This is a genomic window from Microbacterium invictum (assembly GCF_014197265.1).
In the GTDB taxonomy this organism is placed as follows: Bacteria; Actinomycetota; Actinomycetes; order Actinomycetales; family Microbacteriaceae; genus Microbacterium; species Microbacterium invictum.
Genome location: NZ_JACIFH010000001.1, coordinates 3,236,058 through 3,260,867, shown reverse-complemented (window position 1 = coordinate 3,260,867; position 24,810 = coordinate 3,236,058). Strand labels below are relative to the sequence as shown.

21 protein-coding genes are annotated in these 24,810 nt (G+C 70.7%); 6 read left to right on the top strand and 15 right to left on the bottom strand.

Annotated features, from left to right (window positions below; all coding sequences use genetic code 11):
* Positions 1-8: 8 nt before the first annotated feature.
* The 15 genes from BKA10_RS15065 to BKA10_RS14995 form a co-directional block, all read right to left on the bottom strand.
* Positions 9-878 (bottom strand): sugar phosphate isomerase/epimerase family protein, encoded by an 870-nt coding sequence (locus BKA10_RS15065; RefSeq protein WP_183500715.1) that lies wholly within the window; start codon positions 876-878, stop codon positions 9-11.
* 31 nt (positions 879-909) lie between these two features.
* On the bottom strand, positions 910-2,112 hold the full coding sequence (locus BKA10_RS15060) for a DUF993 family protein (RefSeq protein WP_183500714.1): 1,203 nt from the start codon (positions 2,110-2,112) through the stop codon (positions 910-912).
* Positions 2,113-2,117: 5 nt separating this feature from the next.
* Complete coding sequence (locus tag BKA10_RS15055) at positions 2,118-3,245, bottom strand: Gfo/Idh/MocA family protein (RefSeq protein ID WP_206686754.1); 1,128 nt, start codon at positions 3,243-3,245, stop codon at positions 2,118-2,120.
* Between the two features lie 174 nt (positions 3,246-3,419).
* Complete coding sequence (gene arfA / locus BKA10_RS15050) at positions 3,420-4,943, bottom strand: arabinosylfuranosidase ArfA (RefSeq protein ID WP_183500713.1); 1,524 nt, start codon at positions 4,941-4,943, stop codon at positions 3,420-3,422.
* Between the two features lie 84 nt (positions 4,944-5,027).
* Complete coding sequence (locus tag BKA10_RS15045) at positions 5,028-5,720, bottom strand: hypothetical protein (RefSeq protein WP_241740013.1); 693 nt, start codon at positions 5,718-5,720, stop codon at positions 5,028-5,030.
* Positions 5,721-5,722: 2 nt separating this feature from the next.
* Positions 5,723-6,664, bottom strand: a complete 942-nt coding sequence (locus BKA10_RS15040) for a carbohydrate ABC transporter permease (protein ID WP_183500712.1) — start codon at positions 6,662-6,664, stop codon at positions 5,723-5,725.
* On the bottom strand, positions 6,661-7,653 hold the full coding sequence (locus BKA10_RS15035; RefSeq protein WP_183500711.1) for an ABC transporter permease subunit: 993 nt from the start codon (positions 7,651-7,653) through the stop codon (positions 6,661-6,663). Before BKA10_RS15035 ends, BKA10_RS15040 begins: the two co-directional genes overlap by 4 nt.
* Positions 7,654-7,728: 75 nt before the next feature.
* Positions 7,729-9,021 (bottom strand): ABC transporter substrate-binding protein, encoded by a 1,293-nt coding sequence (locus BKA10_RS15030; protein ID WP_183500710.1) that lies wholly within the window; start codon positions 9,019-9,021, stop codon positions 7,729-7,731.
* A 571-nt stretch (positions 9,022-9,592) separates the two neighbouring features.
* Positions 9,593-10,561, bottom strand: a complete 969-nt coding sequence (locus BKA10_RS15025; RefSeq protein ID WP_183500709.1) for a family 43 glycosylhydrolase — start codon at positions 10,559-10,561, stop codon at positions 9,593-9,595.
* Positions 10,558-11,652, bottom strand: a complete 1,095-nt coding sequence (locus BKA10_RS15020; protein WP_183500708.1) for a Gfo/Idh/MocA family protein — start codon at positions 11,650-11,652, stop codon at positions 10,558-10,560. Before BKA10_RS15020 ends, BKA10_RS15025 begins: the two co-directional genes overlap by 4 nt.
* 277 nt (positions 11,653-11,929) lie before the next feature.
* A complete protein-coding gene (locus BKA10_RS15015) occupies positions 11,930-12,625 on the bottom strand; it encodes a cupin domain-containing protein (protein WP_183500707.1) in 696 nt (231 codons plus the stop codon).
* Complete coding sequence (locus BKA10_RS15010) at positions 12,622-13,515, bottom strand: DUF6807 domain-containing protein (protein WP_183500706.1); 894 nt, start codon at positions 13,513-13,515, stop codon at positions 12,622-12,624. The genes BKA10_RS15015 and BKA10_RS15010 overlap by 4 nt, the downstream gene beginning before the upstream one ends.
* On the bottom strand, positions 13,512-14,633 hold the full coding sequence (locus tag BKA10_RS15005; RefSeq protein ID WP_183500705.1) for a Gfo/Idh/MocA family protein: 1,122 nt from the start codon (positions 14,631-14,633) through the stop codon (positions 13,512-13,514). The genes BKA10_RS15010 and BKA10_RS15005 overlap by 4 nt, the downstream gene beginning before the upstream one ends.
* A 61-nt stretch (positions 14,634-14,694) precedes the next feature.
* On the bottom strand, positions 14,695-16,470 hold the full coding sequence (locus BKA10_RS15000; RefSeq protein WP_248199193.1) for an ATP-binding cassette domain-containing protein: 1,776 nt from the start codon (positions 16,468-16,470) through the stop codon (positions 14,695-14,697).
* Positions 16,471-16,729: 259 nt separating this feature from the next.
* Positions 16,730-17,695, bottom strand: coding sequence for a M24 family metallopeptidase (locus BKA10_RS14995; RefSeq protein ID WP_183501240.1), 966 nt, complete (start codon positions 17,693-17,695; stop codon positions 16,730-16,732).
* 152 nt (positions 17,696-17,847) lie between these two features.
* Here BKA10_RS14995 and BKA10_RS14990 point away from each other — a divergent pair, with 152 nt between their 5' ends.
* The 6 genes from BKA10_RS14990 (at position 17,848) to BKA10_RS14965 (ending at position 24,725) form a co-directional block, all read left to right on the top strand.
* Positions 17,848-18,852: a LacI family DNA-binding transcriptional regulator gene (locus BKA10_RS14990; RefSeq protein ID WP_183500703.1), complete on the top strand. Its 1,005-nt coding sequence runs from the start codon at positions 17,848-17,850 to the stop codon at positions 18,850-18,852.
* Positions 18,853-18,935: 83 nt separating this feature from the next.
* Positions 18,936-20,282, top strand: a complete 1,347-nt coding sequence (locus tag BKA10_RS14985) for a Gfo/Idh/MocA family protein (protein ID WP_183500702.1) — start codon at positions 18,936-18,938, stop codon at positions 20,280-20,282.
* On the top strand, positions 20,279-21,271 hold the full coding sequence (locus BKA10_RS14980; protein ID WP_183500701.1) for an NAD-dependent epimerase/dehydratase family protein: 993 nt from the start codon (positions 20,279-20,281) through the stop codon (positions 21,269-21,271). The genes BKA10_RS14985 and BKA10_RS14980 overlap by 4 nt, the downstream gene beginning before the upstream one ends.
* Positions 21,268-22,167, top strand: a complete 900-nt coding sequence (locus BKA10_RS14975; protein ID WP_183500700.1) for a 5-dehydro-4-deoxyglucarate dehydratase — start codon at positions 21,268-21,270, stop codon at positions 22,165-22,167. The genes BKA10_RS14980 and BKA10_RS14975 overlap by 4 nt, the downstream gene beginning before the upstream one ends.
* Positions 22,164-23,237 carry an enolase C-terminal domain-like protein gene (locus BKA10_RS14970; protein WP_248199196.1) on the top strand — a complete coding sequence of 358 codons (1,074 nt, stop codon included), beginning with the start codon at positions 22,164-22,166 and terminating at the stop codon, positions 23,235-23,237. The genes BKA10_RS14975 and BKA10_RS14970 overlap by 4 nt, the downstream gene beginning before the upstream one ends.
* A gap of 45 nt (positions 23,238-23,282) precedes the next feature.
* Positions 23,283-24,725: an aldehyde dehydrogenase (NADP(+)) gene (locus BKA10_RS14965; RefSeq protein WP_183500699.1), complete on the top strand. Its 1,443-nt coding sequence runs from the start codon at positions 23,283-23,285 to the stop codon at positions 24,723-24,725.
* The last annotated feature ends 85 nt before the right edge of the window (positions 24,726-24,810 follow it).

Sequence of the window (24,810 nt, the reverse complement as noted above, 5' to 3'; positions counted from 1 at the left end):
TCGTGAGTCTAAACGGTGAGATAGGGGGACACGGCGGAGGCGAAGCCCGCGGCGGTCCGCTTCACGGCTTCGAGGGGGTCGGTGGCCCAGATGTCCTCATTGAACAGCTCGACCTCGATATCGCGGTCGTACCCCGTCGCAAGCACCGCCCGGGTCATCGGCTCGAAGTCGATGACCCCGTCGCCGGGATAGTGACGGCCCAGCAGCACGTCCGCCGGCAGCGGGGTCTTCCAGTCGCAGACCTGGTAGGTGGCGATGCGCCCCTCGCGCCCGGCACGCTCGATCGCGGACAGCACGTCGGGATCCCACCAAATGTGGAACGTGTCGACGGTGACGCCCACGACGGCGGGATCGAAGTCCGCAGCGATGTCGAGTGCCTCGTTCAGAGTCGAGACGACGCAGCGGTCGGACGCGTACATCGGGTGCAGCGGCTCGATCGACAGCGTCACCCCGGCGGCCGCGGCATCCGGGGCGAGCTCGCCGATGGCATCCCGCACCCGCTCCCGCGCACCCAGGAGGTCGCGCGAACCCTCCGGCAGCCCGCCCGCGACGAGCACGAGCACGGCCGTCGAACCCTCGGCTCCGGCGGCGGCGAGCGTCGCCGTCTCCTCGATCGCGACGCGGTTGTCGTCGAGTGCAGCCCGGCGCGCCGGCCCGGCGGGCAGCGTGAAGAACCCGCCGCGGCAGTGGGTCGACAGACGCAGGCCCGATTCGGTGAGCATCTGCGCGGCAGTCGCGAGTCCGACCTCCTGCACCGGCTCGCGCCACGTGCCGATCGCCTGCACTCCGGCGGTGGCAGTCACCCGCAGCGCGGTCGCGAGGTCGGCGTGCTTGACGGTGGCCTGGTTGATCGACAGGCGAGGGTCGGGGGTGGTCATGCGTCGACTCCATTCAGTCGGGGGAAGGCGCTCATGCGTCGAGACCGTTCAGGCGCAGCAGGCTGTGCCAGCGATCGGCAGCGAGCGCCGGGAGCTCGAACGCCTTCGAAGCGTTCGCGAGCTCGACGATGCGCGACAGGTGCGGCAGGCTGCGGGCGGAGTGCAGGCCGCCCACCATCTGGAACGCGGGCTGGTGACCGTTGAGCCATGACAGGAACGCCACGCCGGTCTTGTAGTAGAACGTGGGCGCGGCGAACACCTGGCGGCTGAGCGCTTCGGTCGGGCCGAGGATCTCGAGGTAGCGGCCCGGGTCACCGGCATCCAGCGCCTGGATGGCCGCCGACGCCACCGGGGCGAGCGCGGCGAACGCGCCCAGCAGCGCATCGGAGTGCTGGCGCGGCGAGGCGGGGTCGCGCAGCGGCTGCGGCGCATCCGGCACATCGGCGCCGCCGATCAGGCCGACGTAGTTGAAGTCGTCGCCGGTGAACATGCGCACGCCCTGCGGCAGTCTCTGGCGCACCGACACTTCAGACTCGGCGTCGAGCAGGCTCATCTTCACGCCGGCGACCTTGTCGGCGTTCTCTCCGATGATCTCGAGCAGCACGTCCGACGCCGCGCGCCAGTCGGTGCTGCCGAAGTAGCCCTCCAGCTGCGGGTCGAACGCGGTGCCGAGCCAGTGGAGGACCACGGGGACGGATGCCGCGGCGAGCACCTCGCGGTACACGCGGCGATAGTCGTCCGCGGACTCGGCGGCCCGGGCGAGGTGGCGCGAGGCCATGAGGACGGGACCTGCACCCTGCTCCTCGGTGAAGTGGAGCTGCTGCGTGTACGCGGCGATGATCTCGTCGAGCGAGATCCGGTCGTCGTCGACGTGGTCCGTGTTCACCCCGACGACGACCGAGCCCGACTCCTGGCGCGCGACCTCGGCCGACCGGGCGATCAGCTCGCGCGTCGCCGCGGCATCCAGCCCCATATTGCGCTGCGCGGTGTCCATCGCGTCGGCGACGCCGAGCCCCCACGAGTACACGTTGCGGCGGAACGCGAGGGTGGCGTCCCAGTCGATCTGCGCCGGCTGCCCGGGAGTGTTGTCGCCGTGCACGACCGGCACGACGTGCGCGGCGGCGTAGGCGACGCGGCTGCGCAGCGGGCCGCCCGGTCTGGTATAGCCGGACGTGTCGACGAGGGCGGTGCGGGTGAGTGCGCCGTCTGCGCCCAGGAGGGTCAGCTCGGTCATGCGGATCAGCCCAGCGAGAGCGTCGGCAGTTCGACCTTGCGGCCCTCGCGGCTCGAGGCGAGGCCGGCTTCGGCGAGCAGCACACCGCGCGCGCCGGCGAGCAGATCGTACTCGTACGGGGTCTCGAGCACGTACGACTCCAGGAACTCCTCCCACTGCTGGCGGAAGCCGTTCTGGAACACCTCGTTGGTCGGCACCGCCGCCCAGTCGGCGTCGTAGTCGTGTTCGTCGGCCAGGTCGGGGTTCCACACCGGCTTCGGGGTGGCGTTGCGGTGCTGGATCTTCGCGCCGAACAGGCCCACCACTGCCGAGCCGTGCGTGCCGTCGACGTGGAATTCGACGAGTTCGTCACGGTCGACGCGCGTGGTCCACGAGGAGTTGATCTGCGCGATCACGCCGCCGTCGAGTTCGAACACGCCGTAGGCGGCGTCTTCGGCGGTGGCGTCGTAGTGCTCGCCCTTCTCGTCCCAGCGGTCGGCGATGTGCACGGCGGCCTGCGCGTAGACCGACTTCACCCCGCCGAACAGGTTCTCGAGGATGTAGTTCCAGTGCGGGAACATGTCGACGATGATGCCGCCGCCGTCTTCGGTGCGGTAGTTCCAGCTGGGGCGCTGGGCAGGCTGCCAGTCCCCCTCGAACACCCAGTAGCCGAACTCGCCGCGCACCGAGAGGATGCGACCGAAGAAGCCGGAATCGATCAGGCGGCGGAGCTTGAGCAGGCCGGGCAGGTAGAGCTTGTCGTGCACGACGCCGGTCTTCACACCGGCGGCGGCGGCGAGGTTGGCGAGTTCGAGCGCCTCTTCCACCGACTCGGCGGTCGGCTTCTCGGTGTAGATGGTCTTGCCGGCGGCGATCGCCTTGCGCAGCGCCGAGGCACGCGCCTTGGTGACCAGGAAGTCGGCATAGATCTCCCAGCGCGGGTCGGCGAGCGCCGCGTCGAGGTCGGTGGTGTAGTCCTCGATGCCGTGCTGGGCCGCGATCTCGGCGAGCTTGCCCTCGGAGCGCCCGACGAGCAGCGGCTTCACGGTGACCTTCGTGCCGTCGGACAGCTCGATGCCGCCCTGCTCGCGGATCGCGAGGATCGAGCGCACGAGGTGCTGCCGGTAGCCCATGCGACCCGACACGCCGTTCATGATGATGCCGATCTCGCGGATGTCGGGGCGAGTGGATGCCGCGGGCGCGGCCAGGGTGGTCGTCTCTGACACGGTGCTACCTTCTCTCGTCGCCATCACTAGCGGTAAGCGCTTTCCAATTGATTCATCATGACACCGGAAGACGCTTTCCGCAAGCGCTTCCCCACATCTCCGTCACGCCAGCCGGACGGCGGCCCACGAGACGGCCGGCAGCGTGAGCGTCAGCGTCCCGTCGACCGCGGTGGCGCCCGCCGGGCGCACGCCCACGCGCTCCGGGTCCTCGAGCGTGTTCGCGGCGTACAGGTCGTCGTCGTGCAGCAGGTGCGACTCGACGACCGTCAGATCGCGGCCGAACGCCCCGGCGACCTGAGACAGGTCGAGGCGCAGATCCGCGGCATCCACTGTCGATCGGTTCACGACGAACAGCGAGAGCCCGTCATCGTCGAGGGTCGCAACCGCGTTCACAGCCGCCACCTCGCCGAACCGAGAGCTGGTGAACGTGCCGCAATCGACGGGCACGCGCACGGCGCGCTCCCCCGCCAGGCGAGAGGTGAGCGAGAACGGGAAGAACGTGGTCTGCTTCCACGCCGGCCCGCCGGGCTCGGTCATGATCGGCGCGATGACGTTGACCAGTTGCGCGAGCGACGCCGATCGCACCCGGTCGGCGTGTTGCAGCAGGGTGATCAGCAGATCGCCGAACACGACCGCATCGAGCGCATGGTACTGGTCTTCGAGCAGGCGCGGCGCGACAGGCCACCCCTTGTCCTTGAGCTCTTCGCCCGACTGCGTGCCGTCCTCGTTGTGGAGGTACCAGACGTTCCACTCGTCGAACGAGATCATGATGCGCTTGTCGCTCTTCTTCGTCGCCGCGACGGCGTCGGCGATCGCCACGACCGACTCGATGAAGCGCGCCATGTCGACGCCCGAGGCGAGGAACTCCTGCGCGTCGCTGCCCTGCTCCTGGTAATAGGAGTGGCACGAGATGAACTCGACGTCGTCGAACGTGTGCTCCAGCACCGTGCGCTCCCACGCGCCGAAGGTGGGCATGCCGCTCCCGGACGACCCGCAGACGACGAGCTCGACGCCCGGGTCGAGCATACGCATGGCCTTCGCGGTGCGAGAGGCGAGCGCGCCGTAGTCGCCGGCGTTGCGGTGACCGAGCTGCCACCAGCCGTCCATCTCGTTGCCCAAGCACCACATCTTCACGCCGAACGGCTCGTCGCGCCCGTTGACGGCGCGCTGCCGGGTCCAGTCGGTGTCGGCCGTCGTGTTCGCGTACTCGAGCAGGTCGAGTGCCTCCTGCGTGCCGCGGGTGCCGAGGTTGACCGCGAGCATGAGGTCGCTGCCGACCTTGTCGAGCCAGTTCTGGAACTCGTGCAGCCCGACCTCGTTGGTCTCCGTGGAGTGCCAGGCCAGGTCGAGGCGACGGGGTCGCCGATCGGCCGGTCCGATGCCGTCTTCCCAGCGGTAACCCGACACGAAGTTGCCGCCGGGGTAGCGGATCGTCGAGACGCCGAGTTCCTTGACCAGTTCGATGACATCGGTGCGGAATCCGTCGGCATCGGCCGTCTCGTGCGCCGGCTCGTGGATGCCGTCGTAGATGTGGCGGCCGAGGTGCTCGACGAAGCCGCCGAACACGCGCCGGTCGATGTCGGCGATCTCGTTGCGCGGATCGATGCGTGCGGAAGCGTCGGTCATTGTCGTCCGTTCTGGAGGTGGATGCCGGTGTGGATGAGGGATGCCGGTGGGCGGCGTGCGTGGGGCGCGGGGCGGCCTCGCCGGTCAGCGGCCGCGGCGACGCTCCGGGATGGCGACGACCGCGAGGGCGGCGCACCCGATCGCCGGGATGAACAGCGGCGGCAGCGCCCAGGTCACGACGCCCACGAACACCGCGGTCGCCACGACATAGAGGGCACCGGGGAGGTCAGCGCGGACGAGGCCGGGCACCGCGCGCAGCGCGCCGCGCCAGCCGGCCTCGGGCGTCCACGCGCCCGCCGCGATCAGCAGGGCAAGCGCGAGCGCGCCCAGACCCGCCCAGCCGACGACCTCGATCACGGCACCTCCGGGGAGGAACCCCGAGCGGGCCACGTCGATGTCGAGCAGCAGGATCAGCGCGAGCACGACCGCGCCGGCGCCGACCGCGAGGCCCGGCAGCACGGCGCGCGCCACATCGGTCCAGAACAGACCGACCCGCGAGTCCTCCGCAGCGATGAACCGGCGCAGGTGACGGATGCCGGCGGCCAGCGCCGCGGGCAGGGTGATCACGAGGATGCCGGCGAGGGTGACCAGAAGGCCGGTCAGCAGCACCTCGCCGAACAGCGCGAACTTCGCGCGGGCACCGGGGAAGCGTGCGGGCGCGACCTCCTCGCGCGTCGGTCCGCTGCCCGACAGCTCGGCTCGGCGGGCTGCGCGCTCCGCGCGACGGGTGCGACCCGAGCGGCCGGTGGAGGCGGCGGCATCCATCATCAGCGACATGGTCAGCCCTTCAGTCCCTGCGTCGCCACCCCGTCGACGAGGAACCGCTGGAAGACGAGGAAGAACAGCAGCACCGGGAGCAGGGCGATGAAGCTCGCCGTGACGGTGGCGCCGTAGTCGCTCGAGGAGGTCTGGTCGTTGTAGAGGCGCAGCGCGATCGGCAGCGGGTAGTTCTCGGGGCTCGTGAGGTAGAGCAGGGGCCCGAGGAAGTCGTTCCACGACCAGATGAAGCTGAAGATCGCGCAGGTGATCAGCGCCGGCTTGATCAGCGGGAGGATGATCGCCCAGAAGATGCGGACGTGCCCGGCGCCGTCGATGCGGGCCGCTTCGTCCATGTCGCGGGGCATCTGCCGCATGAACTGGACGAGCAGGAACACGAAGAACGCCTCGGTGGCGAGGAATTTCGGCAGCACGAGCGGCCAGAACGTGTCGACCAGTCCCAGGTTGTTGAAGATGATGTACTGCGGGATGATCACGACGTGGAACGGGAGCAGCAGCGTCCCGATCATCGCGGCGAACAGGATCCCGAGACCCTTGAACTGCACCCGCGCGAACGCATAAGCGGCCAGCGCGCTGGAGAACACGGTGCCGATGACGGCGAGGACGGCCAGCACGAGCGAGTTCCCGAAGAACCGCCACATCGGCACGCCGGCGATGCCCTCCATCACCTTGACGTAGTTGTCGAACGTGGGGGCATCGGGCACCAGGCCGGGGTTCTGCCCGAACTCGCTGTTCGGCTTGAACGTCGAGAAGAGCAGCCAGATCAACGGGTACAGCACGATCGCAGTCAGCGCGAGCAGGGCGACGAACCAGATGATGGTCTGCCAGGTCTTGCGCTTGACGGGTCGGCGACGGGCCGGCGGGCCGGCCGCAGTGGCCTGCTGGAGGGCGAAGACCGGCGTCGAGGCGGCGCCCGAGGTCGTGGCGGCGTTGGAAGTGCTCATCGGTTGTCTCCCGAGTAGTGCACCCAGGACCGTTGAGTGCGGAAGAGGACGAAGGCGATGATGGCGACGACCACCAGCAGCACCCAGGCGATTGCGGCGGCGTAGCCCATCTGCCCGTCGGCGAAGCCGCGCTTGTAGAGGTACAGGGTGATGAAGTTGGTCATGCCGGCCGGACCGCCGGAGCCGTTGGAGATGATGTACGCGGACGCGAACACCTGGAACGCGCCGATCAGGCCCAGCAGCAGGTTGAAGAAGATGACCGGCGACAGCATCGGGACGGTCACCGCGCGGAACCGGTGCCAGGCGTTCGCGCCGTCCATCTCGGCCGCCTCGTACAGCTCCTTCGGGATCTGCTTGAGGCCGGCGAGGAAGATCACCATCGTGGCACCGAACTGCCACACCGACAGGACGATCATCGCCGGCAGCACGAGGGCCGGGTTGCCGATCCATCCGCCGAGATCGATGCCGAAGAAGTTCAGGGAGTTGTCGACGGGGCCGTCGGTGGCGAACATCGCGCGCCAGACGATGGCGACCGACACCGATCCGCCGATGAGGCTCGGGGCATAGAACGCCGACCGGAAGAAGCCGGCACCCTTGTCGCGGTAGTTCAGGAGCATCGCCACCAGCAGCGCGGCCAGCAGGGTGATCGGGGTGCCCACCAGCACGTAGATCAGCGTGATCTGCGCGGACTGGATGAACTGCGGGTCGTTCGTGAACAGCCGCACGTAGTTGTCGAAGCCGATCCACTTGGGCGGCTGGAAGATGTTGTACCGCGTGAACGACAGGTACAGCGAGTAGAACATGGGGATGATCGTCAGACCGAAGAACCCGATCAGCCACGGCACGAGGAACCCGTACCCGGCGAAGGTCTCCTTGCGCTGACGGGCGCGCTGCCCGGGCCGGTCCACGTCTTCGGGGCGGCGGCGGCGCAGCAGCGGCCGTCGCCGGTCGTCGCCGGTGACGATGACTCTCGTCGCGGTAGTGCTCACGAATACTCCTGATGTGATGAGGGGAGTGTGTGGATCCGGGGGCCCGGACCGTGCGGCCCGAGCCCCCGGAATCTGTCATCCGTTCAGGACGACGTCCATCTCCGTGAAGAACTGCGAGACGGCTTCGTCAACGGTGATCGTGCCGAAGTTGAGTTCGACGCCGAGCTGACGGAACTTCTCCTCGAGCGTGCCGTAACCGACGATCGGCACGGGCGGGGCGTCGCCGAGACGGTCGGCGACGGCCTCTTCGTGGGCGCGGATCTGCTCGCTCAGCGGGTCGAGGTCAGCGGCTTCAAGGGCGGTCGACGAGGCGGGCAGGCCACGGTTGGTGCCGAAGATCTCACCGGACTGCGGCGAGTTGATGAGGAAGTTCACCAGCGTGGCGGCAGCCTCGGGGTGCTCGGTGTTCGCAGCGATCGCGTGCAGCATCGAGGGCTTGAGGTACATGTCCTTGGTGCCTTCGACCGTGACCGGCGGAGCGAGCAGGCTCAGCTCGGGGTAGTCCTCGCCGAGGTTGCCGAGGTAGCCCGCGCCGAAGTTGTCCCACGTGAGCTCGCTCGCCGTCAGGGCCGAGTCGAACCCGCCGAGAGGCAGCAGCTCCTCCACGGTCTGCTGGGGGATGGAGATGCCGTCGCGGATGCGCTGGCCCTCGTCCCAGAACGCGGTCAGACGCGCCTCGTCGAAGCCGGGCTCGGCGTCATCGCTGAACAGGTACGAACCCTCCGAGCGCAGCTGCAGCTCGAAGTTCTGGATGCGGCCGGTGTAGTCGCCACCGCCCCAGATCTCTCCCGCTCCCGCATCGGTGACCTCTTCCATCCAGTCCGTGTAGTCGTCCCACGAACCGCCCGCGAAGTCCTCGACGCCCACGCGCTCGAGTAGCGTCGGGTTGGTGAACAGGCCCCAGGCGTTGGTCGAGGTCGGGATCGCGTAGGTGGTGTCTGCCACGACGCCGATCGACAGGATGTTGTCGGCGAGCGGCTCGGTCTCGATGATGCCGCCCAGGAACGGATCGAGGTCGAGCAGCAGGCCGTTCTCGGCGTACTGGCGCAGGTAGGAGTAGTCGAACTGCATGACGTCGGGCAGGTTCTTGCCGGCCGCCTCGGTCTGGCGCTTCTCCCAGAACGCGGGGAAGTCCAGGAACGACGAGTTCACCGTGATGTTGGGGTACTCCTCGTTGAAGGCCTCGATGACCTGGTTGTACAGATCGGCGCGCACGTCGTTGCCCCAGAACGCGAGGTCGAGAGTGACCTCTTCCTCGGGGTCGTACGTGCCCGCGGGCTCGTCACCGCCACCGGTGCAACCGGCGAGGGTAAGAGCGGCGACCGCCGCGACGGCGGCGACGGCCAGTGACCGCTTCTTGCTGAACATCCTTGTCCTCTCTGCGAACATCCGCGTTCTCATGCTCGGCGAACGTTCATTGTCCGTGTGGTGCGTGTGTGGGCGCGATTCCATGAGCCGGAGGTGGGATCATCGGGAAAGCGCTTGCCGGTTACGGTACTACGCGTTGAAACGTTATGCAAGCATCCAAGGCAAACGCTTTCCGACTTTTCCGGATCGTGACCTGTTACCGGTATCAGTCTGCCCCATGTCGCGGGCGGCGCCGGCGTGACGCCGACGGCCATGACCTGGCGGGTCACGCGCATTCGAACCTGTTCCTGGCAGCGGCGGCCTCCAAGTGCGCCAGTTCCCGGCATCCGCGCCCGTTCGCACCACCGCCACCACGCCGCGGCGCCAATTCCCGGCATCCGCGCCCGTTCGCACCACCGCCACCACGCCGCGGCGCCAATTCCCGGCATCCGCGCCTGAAAGAAGCAGAGCGGATGCCGGAAACAGGCGCGACGGGCGACCAGCGCAGCGGACGACCAGCGCAGCGCGCGACCAGCGCAGCGCGCGACCAGCGCAGCGGGCGATCACGCGGGGAGTGAGCCGGGCGTGGCCGTCACCCCGCGACGGTGAGCGCGTCCGCGTCGACGCGCAGCTCGACGCGGTAGATCGCGCAGCGCCGGTCGTCGACCCTCTCGTGCGCCGGGTCGGGTTCGACGGCGAGCGCCGGATGCCCGAAGAAGTAGAACCACACCCGGTCGCCGTCGCGTACGGCGGCGCCGTGATGGCCGAACCCCGGCCCGGGCACGGTGCCGGTGCCGAGGATCACGGCATCCACCCCGCCCTGACGATCCCACGTGACGGCGTCGGAGGAGCGGTAGACGCCCATCCCCCGCCACTCGTCGACGATCAACCACCACCAGCCGCCGAGCGCGAATACGTACGGGCCCTCGTGCGGGCGGCCGCCGATCGCGGTGCCCCCGTCGGTCCAGTGCGCGAGGTCGGGCGACGACGCGACCTTGGTGACGCTGTCTGCCGCCTCATCCTTGTACCAGAGCCGCCAGAGCCCGTCCGGAGTGCGGGCGACGGCGGCGTCGATGACACGGTCGCTCGACAGGGCGAGCGGACCTCGGCGCGACCAGCGGGCGAGGTCGTCCGAGACGTACTCGACGATGTGGCGCGCGTGGCCGGGCCAGCGGTCGGGGACGCCGTCGATCTCGGTGAGGTACATGTGCCAGCGCGTGCCGTCGTGGATGACCTCGGGTGCCCAGTGCGTGCGGTCGGTGGGGTCGGGCGGGCCTCCGGAGGTGAGTGAGAGGCGGATGGATGCCGCGGATGCGGCGCCGACGGCATGGTCGTCGCCCGGGCCGGGCTCGAGCGTGCCGGCATAGGCCCACGTGACGCCGTCGGCCGAGTGCGCGACGCCGATGCGGCTGCCGTGCACCCAGGCGACCCCGGGCCCGGGTTCGGGATGAGTGGCGCGGCGCTGGGTGTAGAACATCCACCACCGGCCGTCTGCGATCACGACCGTGGGATCGGTGGCGCCGTCGTAGACCGGGTCGCGGTAGAGCTCGGCGAGGGTCACGAGTCGGCGTCCCGCATGTCGGTCACGGGGCTGGCGAACCCGGAGCGGTGCGTGGGGTGTACGGCGAGGTCGGCGGGGGTCACGACGGCGCCGTCGGCGGCTGCCGAGGCGTAGATGGCAGCGACGAGCTCGAACGAGCGTGCCGGCTCATCGGCGGTCTCGGGCAGCTCCCGTCCGGACAGCAGCGCGTCGAACACGTCGCGCAGCAGCAGCGCGTGGTCGCTGCGCTCTTCGACGGCAGGCAGGTCCCAGTCGTCGGCTTCGTCCTCGAATCCGGGGGCGGGCGTGATCGCCCAGTGCTCGTGGCCGTGGCCGTAGAGGTGGTCGACGGTCACGGTCGCCTTCTGCGTGTCGATGCGGATCGAGCTCGTCTCGCGCGGCGAGATCGCACTGGTGACCACCTGGGCCACCACCCCGCTCTCGAAGGTGATGGTGGCCGTCGAGGCGTCCTCGGTCTCGGTCTCGCGATCGAGCCGCCACAGCCGCCCCTGCACACTCGCCCAGTCGCCGAGCAGGAATCCGAGCAGATCGAGCTGGTGGATGCCGTGGCCCAGCGTCGTGCCGCCGCCCTCGGTCTCCCACTTTCCGCGCCACGGCACCGCGAAGTAGTCGTCGCCGCGGTACCAGAGCGTCTGGCACACGGCGATGAGCGGCCGTCCGAGCGCACCCTCGTGCAGCAGCCGCCGCACGTGCGCGGCGGCCGTGCCGGTGCGCTGCTGGAACACCACCGCGAGCTGGCGGCCGGCTTTCGCCGCGGCATCCCTCATCTCGTCCAGTTCGTCCAGCGACGGCGCCGGCGGCTTCTCGACGATCACGTGCGCGCCGGCGGCGAACGCGGCGAGGGTCTGCTCGCGGTGTGCCCCCGGTGGCGTGCAGATGAGCACGACGTCGGGATGCTCGGTCTGCAGCAGCGCGTCGAGCGAGTCGTAGACGGCCGGACCGCCATGCCGCTGGGCGAACGCATCGGCCGCGCCGCGCGCCAGGTCGGTGACGCCGACCAGCTCGGCGCGCGGGTGTGACGCCACCGCGCGAGCGTGGAGATTTGCGACAGAGCCGGTGCCGACGATCGCCGTACGGAGAGTGGTGGTCATGCAGGAGCCTCGGAGTTCTCGACGGGATGGAACGCTTCCGACACCCTACGACGCTCAGTGGGAAAGCGCTATCCGTTCCCTCGGTCCTGCAAGACATAAGGCACCTCGAGCGCATCATACGTGCGCTGAGCACGACGATCGCGAGTCACCAGCGTCAGCGCGTGCGCGACCGCGGTCAGCGACCAGGGCGTCGTCGATGGCGCCGGCGTCTCCCCTGGGGACGATCCGCGGCAGGCCATCAGTGACGTCGAGGTCGGCCTCCAGCGGTGCGAAGTTCCTACCCGGCTGGCCACTCCCAGGTGCGCAGCCGGCCGCACACGCCGAGGGTTCGCGCTGCCGAGCGCGGCTGTGCTCGGGTGACGGATGCCGTGGCCATGCGCCCCGGATCACCGGCGGCGAGCGCGGTGAGCTGCTCGCCCACGCGCGTTGTCTCGGCCGCGACGGTCGACTCCCACAGCTCGCGCCATCCCGCGATCCGGGGCTGGACGATCCGCACCGCGCGGGCGTGGAAGGCCGCGAGCGCGTCCGCTCCCCCGGCCCGCAGTTGCGCGAAGCCGTCGAGCGCCAGATCGCGGCGGGCACGGGCGGCCGCTTCGTCGCCCGGCGTCACTGCCGCCGCGGTGGCGTACGCCTCGGGGTCGTCGAGCACATCCGCGGGGAAGGTGAGCACGGCGTCCCCCGCCTCCGGCAGGCCCGCGTTGGCCATGACCACCAGCAGGCGCAGATCGCCGCCGTTGATCAGCCGGTGCACCGTGCCGGGCGTGAACCAGACGACGTCGCCGGGCACGAGCGGGTGCTCCTCGAAGCCCGCCGCCGACAGTGTCTGCACAGCACCGCTGCCGCCGCCGACGACGTACCCCTCGCTCGAGGCGGTGTGCAGATGGGGCGACCCGCCCCGGCATCCATCTGCCGCCTCCCAGTCGTAGACCTCGAGGTCGGTGACGGCGACACCGCCCGGGAACAGGCCGGTCACAGGAGCTCCCGCAGTCGCGTCGCGAGGTCTGCGGCGGCCGCGGCTCCGGCATCCGCGATCCCCACCGCGTAGCGGAAGGTCGCCGTCTCGCTGGGCGCGATCGTGAACTCGTCGCTGAAGAACGGCGCCGGGTTGAGCGCGGCGAACTCCTCGGAGCGCGCGAACCACTGCGGCGGATGGTGGGGGTTGGTCGCCGCGTCGACCATGACCAGCAGCGACGTCTCGTCGATCTCGTCGTGACGACCGGCGAAGCCCATCCACTCGTGACGCTGGCCGCGCAGGTCCGATCCCGACCCGGTCCCGGCCGCCGTCACGAGAGTGCCGTCGGTGAACGATCGCGGCCCGCGCCAGAACAGACCGCCGTAGCCGGCGTTCTCCCGCCCTTTCGTCGTGGGAGAGCCGAGGACGATCGGCGCGGCGGTGACGTTCGTCATGGCGGTCGCGAAGGTGAGCGCCCACGCGCCGGCGTCGATAACACGAGCGGTCAGCTCGCGCCGCTCGGTGAACAGGCGGCGGCCGTCCTCGGTGATCCACTCCAGGTCGTGCGCGAACCGGGCGACGTCGCCCTCTTCGACGGCGACGACCGTCCGATGCGCCTGGGTGCCGTCGTTGGGCAGCTGCACATACCCCTGCCCCTGCACGTACGTCGGACCGCCCCAGAAGTTCTCGTCGTCCACGACCGGCAGTGACCACGCGATGCCCTTGTGCCAGACGTGGTCCCAGGGCCGGAACAGGCTCACCACCCGGCCCGCGCGGGTGCGGAGCGCGTGGAGGTACGGCTTGGGCGATTCGAGCGCGGGCGAGTCGGGCATGAAGACGTACCTGAGCAGCTCGACGTCGCCGTCGCGGACGGTGAACTCGGTGTCGGTGCGACCGGCGGCGAGCGTCATGCGAGGGCCTCCTCGGGGCGGGTCTTGACAGGATGCCACGGCACGGCGCCGCCATCCATCGAGCGCAGGAACGGGTCGTCGCCGGCGATCTCACCGGCGCGCACCGGGGCGCCGCGGAAGGCCGAGGCGTAGGTCGCGGCGGCGAGCTCGAGGGTGCGACGCGCATCGTCGACACCGACACCGGGCTCTTCGCCGGCGGCGAGCGCGTCGAGGATCGCGGCGATCTGGCCGCGATGCCCGCTGGGCTCGTCGGAGGGCTGGGCCGTCCAGCGCGCGGCGAGCTCGTCGTGGCCCGGCGCCGGGGTGAAGGTCCAGTCGGCGTCGGTGTAGCCGTACACGTGCTCGACCTCGACGGTCGCGTGCTCGAAGTCGAAGCGCAGCCGCGAGCTCTCGCGCGGCGACACGATCGAGTTCACGACGGTCGCGAGGGCCCCGCTGTCGAACTCGACGAGCGCCATCGAGACGTCCTCGGTGTCGGTAGGCAGCACCTGCCGTGCCGCGAACGCGGTCAGTCGTGACCAGGGCCCGAGCACGGCGAGCAGCAAATCGAACTGGTGGATGCCGTGGCCCATGGTCGGCCCGCCGCCCTCGACCTCCCAGCGGCCGCGCCAGGGCAGGTCGAAGTACTCGGGCGTGCGATGCCAGAGCGTCTCGCAGGTCGCGACGAGCGGGCGGCCGAGCACACCCTCGCGCACGAGCCGGATGAGGCGCTGCGCGGCGGCGCCATAACGATGCTGGAACACCGTCAGCGCCGGCACGCCGGTCTCGCGGGAGACGGCGACGAGTTCGTCCATCTCGGCGAGGCTGAGCGCGGTCGGCTTCTCGACCAGCGCGGGCACGCCGGCGCGCAGCGCCTGGATCGCGAGCGGCACGTGGGTCTGCGGCGGCGTGCACACGTGAACGAGGTCGAGCCTCTCCGCCGCGAACAGGGCCTCGGCGGTCGAGTACACGGCATCCGCTCCGAACTGCTGGGCGAACGCCTGTGCCCGGTCGGCGTCGAGGTCGACCACGGCGGCCAGCCGGACGCGCGGGGCGAGATCGACGATGGCCTGCGCGTGAGCGTGGGCGATCGCGCCGGTGCCGATGATGGCGGCGATGAGCGGCCGGTCGTGGGTCATGTCACTCCTGGGTGGATGCGGGCGGCGGATGGGCAGTGCGGGCGGGCGCCGGCCGGGCAGCTCAGGCGAGCCCCGCCTGGGTCAGATGCAGGCTGGCGTAGCGCCCGCCGGCGGCGAGCAGGTCGTCGTGGCTGCCCTGCTCCACGATGCGCCCGTGCTCGAGCACGACGATGCGGTCGGCCTGCCGGACGGTCGAAAGCCGGTGCGCGACGACGAGGGTGGTGCGACCGCGCATGAGGCGACCGAGCGCCTCTTTCACGAGCTCCTCCGACTCGGGATCGAGGGCGCTCGTGGCCTCGTCCAGCAGCAGGATGCGCGGGTCGCGCACGAGCGCGCGGGCGATCGCGAGGCGCTGGCGCTGCCCGCCCGACAGCCGAGCGCCGCGCTCCCCGACGACGGTGTCCCAGCCCTGCGGCTGCTCCTGGACGAAGTCCCATGCGTTCGCGTCACGCAGCGCCTGGGCGATGCGGGCGTCGGTGGCATCCGGCATCCCGTACGCGATGTTGTCGCGGATCGACCCCTCGAACAGCACCGACTCCTGCGGCACCACCGAGACGAATCGGCGGACGGTGCGCAGATCGAGCTGCTGCATGTCGGCGCCGTCGAGCAGGATGCGTCCGTCGGTCGGTCGTACGAAGCCGAGCACGAGGTTCAGCAGCGTGGACTTGCCCGACCCGGACGAGCCGACGAACGCGAAGGTAGCTCCGGCCGGGATGGCGAGGTCGATCTCGTGGAGCGCGTCGGCGTCGGCCCCGACATATCGATGCGAGGCGTGGTCGAGGATGATCGTGCCGGCCACGGCATCCACCGCTCTCTTGCCCTCGTTCTGCTCGAGGTCGGGCTCCTGCAGCACCTCGGCGATGGAGCGCACCGATTCGAGGCCGCGGGCTCCGACCGGGATGAGCATGAGCAGCTGGGTGAGCCCACCGGTCAGCAGGGTGAAATAGGTCGACAGCAGTACGACTTCACCGGGGCTGATGGGCAGGATGCCGGTGAGCGAGAACACCGCGGCCAGCACGAGGCAGCCGACGCCGAGCAGCTGCATCGCGACCCAGGAGATGGATGCCACGTGCCCATTGAGCATGTCGAGGTGCAGGCCGGCGCGCCGCACGCCCTCCGCTCCCGTGCTAACCCGGGTGACGGCGGTCTGCTCGAGGCCGTGGGCGCGGGTGACGGGGATGAGTGAGGCCATCTCGCCGACGCGCGCGGAGAGGGTCTCGACCTCGCGGCGGAACACCTCGTTGCGGGTCTTCGACCGATTGCGCATGCCGTAGCGGATGCCGATGGCGATCGGTACCGCGAGCGCATACACGGGCAGGAACTGCGGCACGGCGATCGCGGTCATGGCGATCGCGCCGGTCATCACCATGATGGCCGACAGCAGCGGATGGGTGACCTGCTGGAGCATGAGCTCGACGTTCTCGACGTCACGGACGACCTTGGTCTGCACGATCGAGGAGCTCACCCTCGTGTGGTAGCCGATCGACAGGCTCTGCAGCCGGGCGGCGAGCGCGTTGCGCAGATCGGCGCCGGTGTCGCGGACGACCGTCATGAAGCTGCGGGTGTACAGGATGTGGTTCGGGTAGTTCTGCAGCAGCAGGACCGCGGCCAGCGCGAACCACCACAGCACGGCCGTCACCTGACCGCGGCCGGCGACGATGTCGATGATCGACGCGGTGACCACGGGGAGGAACCACATCGGGATCTCCTTCATCGCGAAGGCGAGGATCGCGACGGTCATGCGACCGGGCCGGCGCGCGAGCAGCCGCAGCACCGACCGCGCGGGATGATCGCCGTCGATGAGGTCGGGGAGGCGGGAAAGCGCTATCCGAGGCACTCTGCCATGGTAGACCACCGGGCGCCGAGGTGGCCGGTTCGGCGCCGAGGTGGCCGGTTCGGCGCCGAGGTGGCCGGCCATCTCGCGGCGCGCGTAGCCACCTCGCGGGACGAATGGCCACCTCGCGGGACGAATGGCCACCTCGCGGCCCGTGCGGCCACCTCGCGGGACGAATGGCCACCTCGCGGGACGAATGGCCACCTCGCGGGACGAATGGCCACCTCGCGGCGCGCGTGGCCACCTCGCGGCGCGTGTGGGATCAGCCGAACGGGCGAGCGGTGGGGCGAGGCAGGCCGGCGTGGGTGCGAGCCGGCCAGCGCGGGTCGAGCGTCAGCACCTCGATGCCGGCGTCCGTCACGAGCACGGTGTCTTCGACCTTCGCGCCGGGGGCGCTGGGGTTCCAGGCGAACGCGTGATGCGAGACCACGGCATCCCTCACCTCAGCCGTCGCGCGCGGATCGCGCCCCGCATATCCGGTCGGCCCGCCCTGGTGGTGGTTCTGCCATTCGCCGGCCTCGAACCCCGCAGCGCCGTACGCCGCGCAGCCGGCGGCGAAAGCCTCGTCGAGCCGTGCGCCGGGTCGGGTCGCCGCGAAGAACCCCGCCTCGACCTCGAGGATGCGCGCGTCGTCGGCCCCGGTATCCCCGACCCATCTCGTCGCGTTGGCGATGAGCCCGTGCCGGCGCCCGCAGACGACGAGCATGGCCCGCGTCCCGAGCGGGTCGGTCGTGGGCAGTGGATGCCGGTGGGCAAGCCGCCCGGACCCGGAAACCAGGATGACGAGCGGGTCGATGCCGCGCGCCACCAGGGCACCTGCGAGGGCCGCGGCGGTCTCGCGTTCGGTGGAGGCCGGAGACAGGAACGCCGCGACGTCGGTCATCGCCTCGGCGGTCTCGCGTCCGAGCGCGCGGTAGCGATCGGACTCGGCGGGCAGCAGGCTCGCGCGGGCGGCACGCAGCGCGCCGGCGATCTCGGCCTCGGCGATGTGCGGCCCGGCCGCTGCGGCGGCGACGGCGGGCGGCGTCTGCCACGGCACGGGCACGATGCGCGCGGCGTCGGCGGGGAGGAGTTCTTCGGCGGTGAGCCGGTCGGCCTCGTTGGCGGCGACGAAGAGGGTGTCGCCTTCGAGCGCGGCGCGGACGGCGAGCACGGACGGGCCGGCGAGCGAGACGTGGGTGCGGACCCCGTCGAGGTACCAGGCCAGCGCCTCGTGCGAGGTGAGCAGCAGCGGCGGGCCCTCGCCGCAGACGGCGGCGAGCCGCTGCTGCTTGAGCAGTCGGTCGGCGGCGGAGGGCGGCATCCGGAACTCCAGTCGTAAAACGCTTTCTCGATAGTATGGCTCCAGGCGCCGCGGCGCGTGAGCGAGAGCGAGTCCGGATGGCGAAGAAGTCCCCGCGGGTCACCATCACCGATGTGGCGCGCACGGCCGGAGTCTCGCTGTCGACCGTGTCACGGGTGATGAACGACAACCCCACGGTCGACCCGGCGCTGGCCGAGCGCGTGCGCGGCGTCGCGACCGACCTCGGATACACCGCGAACCCCCTCGCCCGCAGCCTGGTTCTCGGCCGCACGCAGACGGTGGCCGTGGTGATCCCGGACCTGGCGAACCCCACGTTCCAGGCGATCCTGCGCGGGCTCAGCCGTGCCGCCGATGACGACGGATACCACGTGCTCATCGCCGACTCGGCCGAGCAGGTCGAGAAGGAGCCCACGCTCGCGACCACGACGCGCCGCCGCACCGACGGCGTGATCCTCTGCGCGCCCCGCATGAGTCAGGACGAGCTGACCGCGATGCTTCCCGCACTCGCTCCCGCCGTGATCGTGAACCGGCCGCCGCAGCCGGGAGCCCCGACCGTCGCCGCCGACTACCGGTCGGCGATGACCGAACTGGTCGCGCACCTGTACGAGCTCGGACACCGGCGGGTCGCCTTCCTGTCCGGAGTTCCCGGCAGCGCATCCGGCGCGGCGCGGAAGACGGCGCAGGCAGAGGCGCGCATCGCGCATGCCGACCTCGAGATCGTCGAGTTCCCGGCGGGCGTCGACTTCGACAGCGGAGCACAGGCCGCGGGCCCCGTGCTCGCGGCATCCGTCACCGCCGTCCTCGCCTTCAACGACCTCGTCGCCATGGGACTGCTGTCGGCGGTCACCGCGCAGGGCGTGCGCGTGCCCGAGGACCTCTCGATCGCCGGCTTCGACGACATCCCCTTCGCCCGCTTTACGTCGCCGCCGCTGACGACGGCCGCCGTGCCGGCCGCCGAGCTCGGGCGGCGCGCGTGGGCGGCGATGAGCGCGCTGCTGTCCGGCGACGCGGCGGCGACCTCGCTCGTGCTCACGCCCGAGATCGTGGTGCGGGGCAGCACCGGCCCGGCGCCGGCATCCTGAGCGACCGCGCGCGAGTCTCCCCCGCACCCGCCCCGCGCAGCGTGCTAGCCTGAGAAAACGTTTCCTGAGTAGTCGGAGAAGTGATGACCCACACCCGCTATGCCCTCGTCGGCGCCGGCCACCGCGCCCAGATATATGTCGACGCGATCACTCGCACGTACGCGGATCGCGCGGTGCTCGCGGCGATCTGCGAGCCGAATCCGGTGCGCGCCGGGGTCTACGCCGACATGGTGACCGGCCGCGATCTGGCGGCACCGACGGTGTGGGCGCCAGAAGACCTCGAGGCGATGATCCGCGACGAGCGCATCGACCGCGTCATCATCTGCGCGCGCGACGACCTGCACGCCGAGCTCATCGTCCGCTCGCTCGAGGCGGGCGCCGACGTCGTCGTCGAAAAGCCCCTCACCATCGACGCAGCCAGCGCCGCCGCGATCGAAGACGCCGTCGCCCGCACCGGCCGCACGGTCGTGCTGACCTTCAACTACCGCTACTCCCCGCGCAACAGTGCGCTGCGGCAAGTGATCCAGGACGGGCTCATCGGCCAGGTCACCTCCATCGACTTCTCGTGGATGCTCGACACCAAGCACGGCGCCGACTACTTCCGCCGCTGGCACCGCGAGAAGCAGCACTCCGGCGGCCTGCTCGTGCACAAATCGAGCCACCACTTCGACCTCGTCAACTGGTGGATCCGGTCTACCCCTGAGCGCGTGTTCGCCAGCGGCGCGCTGCGCTTCTACGGCGCCGAGAACGCCGCCGCCCGCGGCCTCGCCGAGCGCCCCGACCGCGGCACCCACGAGGGCGCGCACGACCCGTTCGAACTCGACCTGCGCGACGATCCACGGCTGAAGTCCCTGTACCTCGAGGCCGAGCAGCATGACGGCTACCTGCGCGACCGCGACGTGTTCGGCCCGGGAATCACCATCGAAGACAACCTCGCGCTCATCGTCGACTACGCCTCGGGCGCGACGCTCTCGTACTCGCTCAACGCGCATGCCCCCTGGGAGGGCTACCGCGTCGCCGTCAACGGCACCGCCGGGCGTGCGGAGCTCGAGGTGGTCGAACGCGGGGCGGTGCTCGTGGATGAAGGCCTCCACCCCGTGCTCGATCCGAGCGCGACCGAGGCGATGGATGCCGGAGCGCTGCGTCCGCAGAGCGAGCGCCTCCTCGTGCAGCGGCATTGGGAAGCACCCGTCGAGGTCCCGATCACGGGTGGCGCGGGCGGTCACGGCGGCGGCGATGCCCTGCTGCTGGCCGACGTGTTCGTCGGTCCGGGCGACGACCCGCTGGCCCGGCCCGCCGACTGGACCGATGGCGTGCAGTCCGTCGCAGTAGGCATCGCGGGCAACCGGTCGCTCGAGACCGGCCTGCCGGTGCGGGTGGCCGATCTCGGCATCCGGTTACTGACCCCCGCGGTCCGGGAGCGGGTATGAGCCGCATCGTCGTCACCGGCGGCGCCGGTCGCCTCGGCCGCAGCCTTGTCGCAGGTCTGGCCGGCGCCGGGCACGAGCTCATCAGCCTCGACCGATCCGTCTCCGACGCCCCGGAACTGGCGGGCGTCTCGCAGGTCGCGATCGACCTGACCGATGTGGATGCCACGGCGCGCACCCTCGCCGACGCCCGGCCCGACGCGCTCATCCATCTGGCCGCGATCGCCGTGCCGTTCAGCGCACCCGAAGACGTCATCATGCGCACGAACGCGTCGCTCGCGATCTCAGTGCTCGGCGGCGGCGTGGCGGCCGGCATCCCGAAGATCGTCGCGGCATCGAGCCCCACGGTCCTGGGTTACGGCGCACCCACCGGATGGGTGCCCGACCGGTTTCCGCTCGACGAGCAGACCGAACCCATGCCATGGAACGCATATGCCCGCTCGAAGCTCCTGATCGAGCAGACGCTGCGGATGTACGCGCGGCAGACCGGCGACGTGGTGCGCTTCGCGGCGTTCCGCCCCTGCTACGTGGTCGCCCCCGAAGAGTGGGCCGGCGCACCCACCCAGCAGGGGCACACGGTGCGCGAGCGACTCGATGATCCGGCCCTCTCGGCACCCGCGGTGTTCAACTACGTCGATGCCCGCGACGTCGCACGATTCTGCGATCGGCTGCTCGAAGCACTCCCCGAGATCCCGAATGCCGAGACGTTCTTCGTCGCCGCCGACGACGCGCTCGCGCGCGAGCCGCTCGACGAACTGGTTCCCCGGTTCTTCCCCGGAACCGACGAGGTCGCGGCCGTCCTCACCGGCACGACGTCGGCGTTCTCGAACGCGAAGGCCCGCCGCCTGCTGGGCTGGACTCCGACCCACAATTGGCGGGAGGAAATCGCGGGCGCCAGTGCCGGTTCGGTCACCGAAGCGATCCTGTCCGCCGTCCGCGATGCCGCAACCCCGGCATCCACCCCTTCCGACAGAAAGCACGCGAACGCATGAACTTCAACGGCATCCTGTTCTTCCCAGTGACTCCGTTCGACGCGCAGGACCGCGTCGACACCGACCTGCTGTCCACTCATATCTCCTCGCGGCTGGAACATTCCCCCGGCGGCATCTTCCCCGCCTGCGGCACCGGAGAGTTCCACGCGCTCAGCGCCGATGAGGTCGGCACCGTCGTCCGCACAGCCGTCACCACGGTCAGCGGCGCGGTGCCCGTCGTCGCCGGGGCGGGCGGCCCGCTCGGCCATGCCCGCCAGGTCGCGCAATCGGCGGCCGACGCCGGCGCGGGCGCACTGCTGGTGCTGCCGCCGTACCTCGTCGGCGGCACACAGGAGGGCCTGGTCACGTACATCGAGACCGTGGCCGCGGCATCCACTCTGCCCGTCATCGTCTATCACCGGGCGAACGCGCAGTTCACGCCCGGCTCGATGCGGCGCCTTGCTGAGAACCCGAAGGTCGTCGGGTTCAAGGACGGCACCGGCGACATCGGCGCCGCGCAGCTGATCGTCCGCGCGATCGCCGCTGCCGGCCGCGACGACTTCTCACTGTTCAACGGACTGCTCACCGCCGAGCTGACCCAGGCGGCGTACCGGGGCATCGGGATTCCGCTGTACTCCTCGGCCGCCTTCGCGATGATCCCCGAGGTCGCGAACGCGTACTACCGCGCGTACATCGACGGCGACGAGGCTCGACGACTCGAGATCCTCGATGCCTTCTACACACCGCTGGTGGCGCTGCGCGATGAGACGCCCGGGTTCGGGGTGTCGCTCATCAAGGCGGGTCTGCGACTGGGCGGGCTGCCGGTCGGCAGTGTGCGTGCACCGCTGGTCGACCCGACCGCCGACCAGGAGCGCCGGCTGGCCGAGATCCTCGAGGCGGGACGCGCGCTGCTGTGACCAAGATCGCCGCCTTCGATACGCGCCTGATCCGCGTGCCGCTGACGCGGCCGTGGGGCGCCGATGTGACGAGCGTCGGCGTGATCGCGACCCACGTGGTGCGCACCGACGGCGTCGAAGGATGGGGGTTCGCGTGGACCCCGCAGATCGGCGCCGAAGCCGTGCACGCGCTGCTGCAGCACGACATCACCTCGTTCGCCGTGGGCCGATCGGCCGACCCCGAAGAGATGTGGCAGCCGGCGTGGGAGCATCTGCACGAGGCCGGCGGCGGCGGCGTGACGACCATCGCGCTCGCGGGCCTGGACCTCGCGCTGTGGGATGCCGCGGCGCGGGCGGCAAGTGGCTCGATCTCCGATCTACTCGGACGACGGCGCTCGTCGGTGCGGGCATACGGTTCCGGGGTGAACCTGCATTACCCGCTCGACGAGCTCGCCGCGCAAGTGCAGCGCTGGGTGGATGCCGGTTTCGACGCCGTCAAGATCAAGGTGGGCAAGCCGTCGCTCGATGAGGATGTCGAGCGAGTCGCAGCGGCCCGCGAGGTGCTCGGGCCGGGCCGCGCCCTCATGATCGACGCGAACCAGCGGTGGGATCTCGAGCGGGCGACCCGATCGATCGACACCCTCGCCCGATTCGACCTCGCCTGGATCGAAGAGCCGCTGCGTGCCGACGACCTCGCTGGGCACGCCGAGCTCGCCCGGCGCCTCGCCACCTCGAGCGGGGTGCCCATCGCACTCGGCGAGAACGTCCACACGGTTCACCGATTCGCCGACTTCCTGCGTGCCGGCGCCGCCCAGATCGTGCAGCCCAACATCGTGCGGGTCGGCGGGGTCACACCGTTCCAGAAGATCGCGACCCTGGCATCCATTCACGGAGCGGCGCTGCACCCGCACCTGCTGCCGGAGCTGTCCGGCCAGCTCGCCCTCACGCTCGAGGCCGAGTGCCTCGTCGAAGACGTCGAGGACGCCGGGTTCGGGGCGCTGGGTGCGTTGCGCGACCCGTCGCCGGTAACCGTGGCGGGCGGCATTCTCACCGAGAACCCGCACCTCGGTCTCGGGATGCGCTTCGCCTGAGCCGTACCACGAGCTTCTCCTGACCGCACGACGAAAGGCCCCGCGATGACCACCCGCACCGCAGAACTCGACCGCCTCGCCGCAGCCGCCACCGCCGCCGCACCGGCCTGGCGCACCTCCGATGCCCCGACCCGCGCCGGCTGGCTGCGCGCCCTCGCCGATGCGCTCGACGCACACGCCACCGAGCTGGTCGAGATCGCCGACCGCGAGACCCGCCTCGGCGCCGGCCGCCTCACCGGCGAGGTCGGGCGCACGACCGGGCAGCTGCGGCTGTTCGCCACGGTCGTCGAAGAGGGCACGTATCTCGAGCTGACCGTGGACGATGCCGACCCGTCTGCCACACCACCGCGTCCGGAACTGCGCCGGCTGCTCGTGGGTGTCGGACCGGTGGCGGTGTTCTCGGCCTCCAACTTCCCCTTCGCCTTCTCGGTGTGCGGCGGCGACACGGCCTCGGCGTTCGCGGCCGGAAACCCCGTCATCGTCAAGGCGCACTCGGGCCACCCGGAGCTGGCACGCCGCACCGCCGAGATCGCCACTGCGGCGCTCACTGCCGCCGGCGCTCCGGACGGATCCCTCGCTCTCGTCGAGGGCCGCGAAGCCGGGAGAGCGCTCGTGCAGCACCCCGCGATCCGGGCCGCCGGGTTCACCGGATCGCTGTCGGGCGGGCGGGCGCTGTTCGACCTCGCGTCCTCGCGCCCCGACCCGATCCCGTTCTACGGCGAGCTCGGCAGCGTCAACCCGGTGGTCGTCACCCCGGCCGCCGCGGCGGCGCGCGGCGCGCAGCTCGCGGCGGGCCTGGTGGGCTCGTTCACCCTCGGCGTCGGTCAGTTCTGCACCAAGCCCGGCGTGGTGTTCGTGCCGCGTGGGGCCGACTTCGAACAGGCGGTCGCCGCTGCGGTGGTGGATGCCGCGGGCGGACCGCTGCTGACCGATCGCATCACGGCATCCTTCCCCTCGGGCATCGACGCCCTGGTGTCCGACGCCGCCGTCGAGGTCGTCGCCCACGGTGCTGCGACACCCGACGGCGCGCGGCCGATCGTGCTGGCGACGGACGCCGCCGCCGTCGCCGACCGCGCCGACGCACTGCTCGAGGAGGTGTTCGGCCCGGTGACGCTGCTGGTGCGCTACGACACCGCCGACGACCTGCATCTCGCGCTGTCCTCCGTGCCGGGGTCGCTGACTGCGACGCTGCACTCCGAGGCTGAAGACGACGTGACCGAGACCCTCGAACTGCTGCAGGCCCGCGCCGGCCGCGTGCTGTTCGCCGGCTGGCCGACCGGGGTGGCGGTGACGTGGTCGCAGCAGCACGGCGGACCTTGGCCCGCGACCACGTCACTGCACACGTCAGTGGGGGCCACGGCGATCCGCCGGTTTCTGCGGCCGATCGCCTACCAGGACGCGCCCACCGCGTTGCTGCCCGCGCCGCTGCGCGACGAGGCCCTCGCGCGGTTCCCGCACCACCGCAACGGCGTGCTCGTGGTGCCCTGACACGGATGTCCTCGACGTAACTCCTTCGATCTGCAGTCAAACCGGGCAGAATCCGCCCGCAGCTCGCGGCAAAACGCCGATTCGA